This window comes from Streptomyces sp. NPDC047022 (assembly GCF_040644155.1).
Lineage (GTDB): Bacteria > Actinomycetota > Actinomycetes > Streptomycetales > Streptomycetaceae > Streptomyces.
Genome location: NZ_JBEYVV010000071.1, coordinates 1 through 6616, shown reverse-complemented (window position 1 = coordinate 6616; position 6616 = coordinate 1). Strand labels below are relative to the sequence as shown.

Here is a 6616-nt window from a genome sequence, read left to right as displayed (position 1 = left end):
CGGATACTTCTTCTGCGAGGACACGGCACCCCTGCCCGGTCGAACGGAAGCGACAAGGGGAGCTTGCCCGACCCCAACTCCACCAACCAGAACAATCCTTAGCCGCGACAATCTACTAGGCGCCTGGGCGCGGCGGTGTGCCGGTCAGCCGGACGAAGTGATAGCCGAAGTAGTTGAGGCCGTGGGTCTCGTCCACGAACTCGATGCCACGACTGGCTTTGATCGAGAAGGTGCGCGGATGCTGTCCGAGCAGGCCGCCCTCCTCGGACATGATCTTCCGTGAGCAGGCCCGGTGTGCGGTCCGGGTGAGCGGGTACAGCGTGACGTGCTCGCCTGCGAAGGCAGCCCGGCCCTTGAAGGCGTTGCAGCCTGCCTTTCCGGTGACCGTGCCATCCCGGTGGAAGACGAAGTAGACCTCTTTGCCGGCTGTCATGTCGATGGTGGCGTCGCCGCCGATCAAATACTGGAGTTGCCACGGCGCTTCGAAGAGCCCCTGAGGCCACAACATTTGCAGCGCGACATAGTCGCCCCGCTGGTTCTTCAGGGTCATCGAGAGATCGTCGACCCGCTCGGCCACCGCCAGAGGGCCATCGGTGAGGATCTTCCGCATCCGCTGCTCGAAGGCGCGATCCTTCGCCATGCACGCGTCGTCCGGCGTCGCCCCCGGGGTCTGCGCACCGACGGTGAGCGTCGTGGCGGTAACCGTGGCCGACGTCTTGAACGGCGCGCATCCGTAGTCGCCCACGGCCGTGTTGTCGTAGCCGAATTCGACCCACGCGCCGGCGTTCGGCGGTGCGTCGATGTTGCGCCCGTCGACGGTGACCCAGTCCACCCGCCAGCGTGCGCCCAGGAGCAGTCCGCCGTAACCTCCCGGCCCCTTCGGCGTGGTCCACGGCGTAGGCCGGTCCGGGGCCTTCCCCTCACCACTCCCCGCCCGGGGCGAACCGCACGCGGTGACGGTGAGCAGAGCGACGAACAGCGCGCCGAGAAGGGCGCCGGTCCGGTGTATGCGCATGGTGATTTGGACCTCCCATCTACCTTCGGAGTTGCCCGTCATGGCCATAGCCGTTGCCGCGACCACCCCTCCGAGTCGTTCATGCCTCCCTCATCTTGCTCTGCCAACCCCCGTTCGATCAGCGCGTTCATGCGACGTAGAGCTCGCCCAGGCCGAACAGCGGACCTCACCAGCCCCACGTCGCCGCCATCAAGGCCGCGCGCCGCGATCGTTGATCACCGTGGTGCCCGCATGCGGGCGGCCGTCCAACCCCGAACCGTGAGCGAGAGTGACAGCTCCCCTCCTGCGTCACTGGGGGATCCAGGCAGGACGTACAGACCTTGAAGTCGCCCTGCTCGCCGTTCAGTACCTCGGCTCCACGGTCCTGCAGGCGTCCGACTGCGGCGCAGAGGAACGTCGGCGCGGGTGTGAAAGTCCTCGGCGTCGCCGCTGAGGGCGTCGAGCTCGCGGGGGACCCGACCATCTTTGATGGCATCACCACCTACTGCTAGGGGCTGTCCGGTCGATCACGTAAGTCGCCAAGATGCCACCTCTTCTCGAAGGAGGCGGTGATGGCACCCGAAACCGCCGTCGCAATGGTGCAGAAGATCATGGACGGGGACTGCGCCGACGATGCCGAGGCCAGCGGCATATTGGAGGCGCTTGACCGGGCCCTTGCCTGTCCCAGCGGATATGTGAGCGACTTGATCTTCTGGCCCAAGAGCCGGAATCCGACAGCGGCAGAGGTGGTCGATCAGGCTCTGGCCTACCGTCCCCTTGCGTTGTGAGATGACCTAAAGCCCAAAGCCAGATGATCAAGGCAACGGCGGTGACGGTGCCTAGGATCGCCGCGGGGTGGCGGCCCAGATCCGAAGGCGCCCCCGGCCCGCGCCACACCATGCTTGGCGGAGCCAAAGAAGCCTCCCCGTACGACCCTTGGGAGTTCTACCTCAGCCAACCTGCCCCGTCGGCCGCACCGTGATGTGGTTGATGTCCACGCCCGCGGGCTGGTTGACGGCGAACACAATGGTGTCCGCGATCTGCTCGGCGGTCATCGTGGCGGCTGCCTCGGGGGTGCCGCCGCGGGCGTGCCAGAAGGGGGTGTCCACGATGCCGGGGGCGACAACGGTGACGCCGACTCCGTCCTGGCCGACCAGGAGGCGGGTGTTCTCGGCGAGGGCGTGGGCGGCCCACTTGGTGACGGAGTAGAGGTTGCCGGGGGTGTGGCGGACGCCGGCGACCGAGCCGGTGATCACGATTCGGCCCTTGGAAGTCCTCAGGTGGGGCAGGGTCTCCTGGATCAGCAGGGCGGGGCCCAGGACGTTGGTGAGGATCATGGCGCGCATGTCCTCAGGGGCGTGGGTCTCCAGGTTGCCGGGCAGCGAGAAACCAGCGTTGGCTATGACGTTGTCCAGCTGACCCCAGATGTCCAGCACGTGGCGGACGGCTGCGGCGACGTCATCTGCTTCGCCGGCGTCGCCGGTGATCGTCAGCAGCCGCTCGCCCGCCCCCGCGGTGGTGGCGAAGGCGGCCAGCTTGCCCACGTCGCGTCCGGTGACGGCCACGCGGTGGCCCTGCTTGAGCAGGGCGCGGGCGGTGGCGGCGCCGATTCCGGTCGAACCACCGGTGATCAGCGTGACGGGTTCCATGGGACGGCCTCCTCGGCGACGGGGTCATCGGGGCATAGCGCCTGCACTCTACCCAGCGATCTTCGACGCTCGCTCCCGGCTTTCTCCGACGGCTCCGCACCTGACTGTTAATCAGGAGTTACTGAGCTCCTCGGGTTGTTGTCGGCCCGTGGGTGAGGGTGAGGGTGAGTCCGGTGCCGGTAAGGCAGCCGTCGATGAGGTTGGGGCGGAGCTGGATGTGGCGCAGTCCCCCGCGGAGGGTGCGTTCGAGGTGTTCGTCGTCGCTGAAGGCGGTGTTGGCCGGCGGGCCACGCCGTAACAGCGACCAGACGCCCTCGACCGGGTTCAAATCCGGTGCACATGAGGGAAGTTGCACGATGGTCAGCCGGTCATGCGCGGCCGCGTACTCGCGGATCCCGGCGGCCCGGTGGGTGTTCAGATTGTCCCCCTTCACCATGACCCCTCCTGAAAGGCTCCCTGTGCAGCCCATCCAAAGTCGGTAGCCAACTGGCCCCGGGCGACGACGCCGTCGTCGGCCCCGCTGCCTCCGAGGGTCCCCCGGCTCCCGGTGTGCAACCGGTGCGGCCCGAACCGGCGGAGGCGGCGAAGCCGAAAACAGTGGTGCCGGTGTGTCGCGCGGGGCCGGCCTGGTCGGCGCTGTCGGTGGACTACCAGCGCATCCTGCAGGCCCTCAAGCGACCGCAACCGACTCGGTCAAGGAGCGTTGACATGCCAGGAGACGGCCGCCTGCTTCGGCCTGGACCCCGTACCGGGAAAGGTAGAGGCACTACGTCCTACTTCTCCTCCGGCTCCCAGGCGCGGAGCAGGTCGAGCAGCCCTGCGTCTCCGTCAACGTGCAAGGAGTCGGCCTGGATCCGGTCGTACAGGTAGAGGACCAGCTCACTGGCCGTGCCGTGGACGGAGGCGCCGGCTGCGTCCGAGTCCTCGCCGGTCGCGGCGGTGGGCGCGGGGATGCGGGAGGTGCGTGCGCCGTCGCCGTCGACGGTGAGGCGCCAGGAGCGGCCCTCGGCGGCGTGGAAGTCGAAGGCCGTGGGCTTGTGCGGCCAGGCACTCGGCGTTGCGCAGACGGTGAACAGGAACTCCTCCACACCGTCGAGTGCCAGCTCGACCGGCAGCGGCTGCGGGGCGCCCCCGGCGAGCTGGGCGTCGTAGGTGTGCACCGCGGTCTCCTGGACCCGGTGCCGGGCGGTGCCGCCGGCGGTCTGCGGTGACTGCGACGCGGGCCACCACGTCCAGCAACCGCTCTCCGGTCCCGCCGCGCGCAGGGCGCCCAGCAGAAGCTGCGTCGACGCGTCCAGCCAGGCCAGCAGGGCCTCACGCTCCTGCGGCACTTCCAGCGCGGCGCGCGCGGCGACGGCCTCGGCCGGGGGCGCGTCGGCGGGCCCCGCGCCGACGATGGCGGCCCAGAAGCGGTCTCCCCCGCCCAGGTGCTTCACCAGATCGAACAGCGTCCACCCAGGGCAGGTCGGCACCTGTGCGTCGAGACCGGGCGCGGCGGCGACCACGGCGCGGAAGGCGGTCGACCGTTCATCGATCAGTCGCAACAGGTCGGGGAACTCAAGATTCTCTTCCACGCCGGATGTCTATCACCGTGCTCCGGTGATCGGACAGCGATTTTCACAGTCGACGCCGGTTGGCCATTGCGGACGTCCTCGCCTCCCACCGCTCGGGTGACAAGCTGCGCACTGCTGTGAGGACGCTGGTGGTGGCGGTACGCCAGGCGTCGTGCCTGTGGGCGCTCTGGCCTCGCCGCGCGGCCTGGCACCTCGGCGACGTGACGGCCACCCGGTGCGCGCGGTCATGCTGCCGCTCGATGTGATGGACGCGGAGGTCACGACGGCGGGGGAGGACCGGTCGGGGCGGGCTATCAGCGTCTGCCCACTCAGCGGTAGTCGTCATGCACGGCACCGTACAGAAAAGGGCTGTAGAGCGTTCCTGGACGCCTCCCATTGTTGAACACCCTTGTTGGACGCCGGAAGTCGATTCCGGCCCGGCGTGCCGACGTCCGGGTGTTGGTGTTCAACAACGGATCGGTTGATGGACACGGGATCCTGTGCTGGGCACGTGGAGAAACCTGCCACCGAATTGGAAGGCAACCTCGAGACCTCGCGGGCGTCCCCTCGCTGTGCGGGCGGAGACATTCTTGCTCTTCGCCGAACTCTGCCGCGACGTCCTGGTACTCGCCCTGTCCTTCCACCACGCCGTGCAGGGCGCCGCGACCGGTCACGGATTGCATGGCCCGCCTGCGGAGCTCGCCGGGAGGGTGTGCTGGGGAAATGTCATCGCCTTGCAGTCCTGTCGGGCGACGGGTTCAGCTACTTGGCCGTATTTGCTGCTGTGCCTGGGTGAGGAGGTGTTGCGGCTCACCGGGAGAGGTGCAGGGGGCGGCTTTGCTCTCAATGTCCGGGAGGCGGACGAGGGGCCGTCTGTGCTCCGGCGGTGCCTGTACCTCAAGGAGAGCCATGCGATACACCACACTGTCCGGCATCGCCGCCCTGGCCACGGTCCTCGCCAACGGCGTGGGCGCGGTTCCGGCCGTCGCGGGAGGCTCGGGATCGGGTATCCCGGTGGCGTGCGACACCGCGGCCCTGATCAACGCGATCAACACGGCGCCTGCGGGATCCACGCTCGTCCTCGCCCGCCACTGCACCTACCACCTGAACTCGGCCTACGCCGGCGACGACGGACTGCCCCCCATCGACAAGCAGCTCACCATCGAGGGCCGGGACTCCACGATCGTCCGTGACGGGGTGGCGGCCGGCACCTTCCGTATCTTCCACGTCACCTCCACCGGTGACCTGCGGCTCGACGACGTCACGATCCGCGGCGGCGACGCACTCGGGGACGGGGGAGGCATCCTCGTCGACCCCTCCGGCATGCTCAAGCTCAACGAAGTCATCCTCGACAACAACACCACCGCCCAGGAGGGAGGCGGCGTCGATGTCGAGGGAGGAGCCACGGCGTACATCACCCGCAGCGAGTTCACCTTCAACAACGCGGCGGAAGGCGGTGGCGGCCTGCAGTCGGACGGTACCGTCACCACCGACGGGGTCGTGTTCTCCCGCAACTTCGCCGTTGATGGCGGGGCCATCGACCACGAGGGCGGTGACTCCATCTACCGCAACACCATCCTGAAGAACAACGCCTCAAGCAACGACGGCGGCGGTATCGACCTCGACGGCGGCACAGCGCAGTTCATCAACAGCAAGATCCTCAACAACACCACCGCGGGCGCGACGGGCGGCGGCATCTGGAATGCTGCCTCGCTGACCCTCATCAAGACCGAGGTCGCCGGCAACGTCGCAGGAGGCGCGAACGGCCAGGGCGGCGGCATTTACGAAGACACCGGCACCCTCGTGCTGCAGTACAGCTCCGTCGACCGCAACAGCGCGAATGGCTCCGGCACTTCACAGGCCGGCGGTATCTTCAACACCGGCGGTGCGGTGACGCTCGACCGCAGTGAGGTGAACAACAACGCCTCCACCGTCGCGCCGGGCGGCGTGTGGACAGACACCCAGTTCATGGTGACCGGGTCAGAGATCCGCAACAACATCCCCACCAACTGCGACGGCAGCCCCGTCATCGTCACCGGCTGCACCGGCTGACCCCTCACGCCCCAAACCCGGCGGGCATCCGACCACACCCCCGCGCACCGTGACGAAGGTGATCGCGCGTCAGCGCAGCGCAGCGCCGCGCGGAGCGAGGCCGGGTGCCCGTCTTGCAGCCCTGCCGGACGTCGGATTCGGCTACTTGGCCGTATTTGCTGCTGTGCCTGGGTGAGGAGGTGTTGCGGCTCACCGGGAGAGGTGCAGGGGGCGGCTTTGCTCTCAATGTCCGGGAGGCGAACGAGGGATCGTCTGTGCTACGGCGGTTCCTGTACTTCAAGGAGTCTCAATGATGAAGTCAAGCCGCTTGCGCGACCGGCAGTTCGGGGGTGAAGACCCGGTTGTCGCGCAGGAGGGCCCACAGGACG

The 6616-nt window shown here is 68.1% G+C and carries 5 protein-coding genes and 1 pseudogene; 2 read left to right on the top strand and 4 right to left on the bottom strand.

What is annotated here, in order from left to right; genetic code table 11:
- Positions 1 to 115 precede the first annotated feature (115 nt).
- Positions 116 to 1057, bottom strand: coding sequence for an META domain-containing protein (locus ABZ845_RS31580; protein ID WP_360986869.1), 942 nt, complete (start codon positions 1055 to 1057; stop codon positions 116 to 118).
- Between the two features lie 509 nt (positions 1058 to 1566).
- Here ABZ845_RS31580 and ABZ845_RS31575 point away from each other — a divergent pair.
- Positions 1567 to 1782, top strand: a complete 216-nt coding sequence (locus ABZ845_RS31575; protein WP_360986866.1) for an e9imm peptide — start codon at positions 1567 to 1569, stop codon at positions 1780 to 1782.
- Positions 1783 to 1944: 162 nt separating this feature from the next.
- Here ABZ845_RS31575 and ABZ845_RS31570 read toward each other — a convergent pair whose 3' ends face one another.
- From ABZ845_RS31570 to ABZ845_RS31560, 3 genes and pseudogenes are all read right to left on the bottom strand, one after another.
- The gene (locus ABZ845_RS31570; protein ID WP_360986863.1) at positions 1945 to 2643 is read right to left on the bottom strand and encodes an SDR family oxidoreductase; all 699 of its coding nucleotides are present in this window, start codon (positions 2641 to 2643) and stop codon (positions 1945 to 1947) included.
- A gap of 118 nt (positions 2644 to 2761) precedes the next feature.
- Positions 2762 to 3094, bottom strand: a pseudogene (locus ABZ845_RS31565) (transposase); the annotation flags it as partial.
- 322 nt (positions 3095 to 3416) lie between these two features.
- Complete coding sequence (locus tag ABZ845_RS31560) at positions 3417 to 4217, bottom strand: maleylpyruvate isomerase family mycothiol-dependent enzyme (protein ID WP_360986860.1); 801 nt, start codon at positions 4215 to 4217, stop codon at positions 3417 to 3419.
- Between the two features lie 888 nt (positions 4218 to 5105).
- Between ABZ845_RS31560 and ABZ845_RS31555 the strand changes: the two genes are divergently transcribed.
- The gene (locus tag ABZ845_RS31555; protein WP_360986857.1) at positions 5106 to 6248 is read left to right on the top strand and encodes a hypothetical protein; all 1143 of its coding nucleotides are present in this window, start codon (positions 5106 to 5108) and stop codon (positions 6246 to 6248) included.
- The last annotated feature ends 368 nt before the right edge of the window (positions 6249 to 6616 follow it).

Bases quoted from the DNA above. Each gene is read 5' to 3' on its own strand.
- ABZ845_RS31580 (WP_360986869.1), bottom strand. From the start codon at position 1,057: ATGACGGGCAACTCCGAAGGTAGATGGGAGGTCCAAATCACCATGCGC.
- ABZ845_RS31575 (WP_360986866.1), top strand. From the start codon at position 1,567: ATGGCACCCGAAACCGCCGTCGCAATGGTGCAGAAGATCATGGACGGG.
- ABZ845_RS31570 (WP_360986863.1), bottom strand. From the start codon at position 2,643: ATGGAACCCGTCACGCTGATCACCGGTGGTTCGACCGGAATCGGCGCC.
- ABZ845_RS31555 (WP_360986857.1), top strand. From the start codon at position 5,106: ATGCGATACACCACACTGTCCGGCATCGCCGCCCTGGCCACGGTCCTC.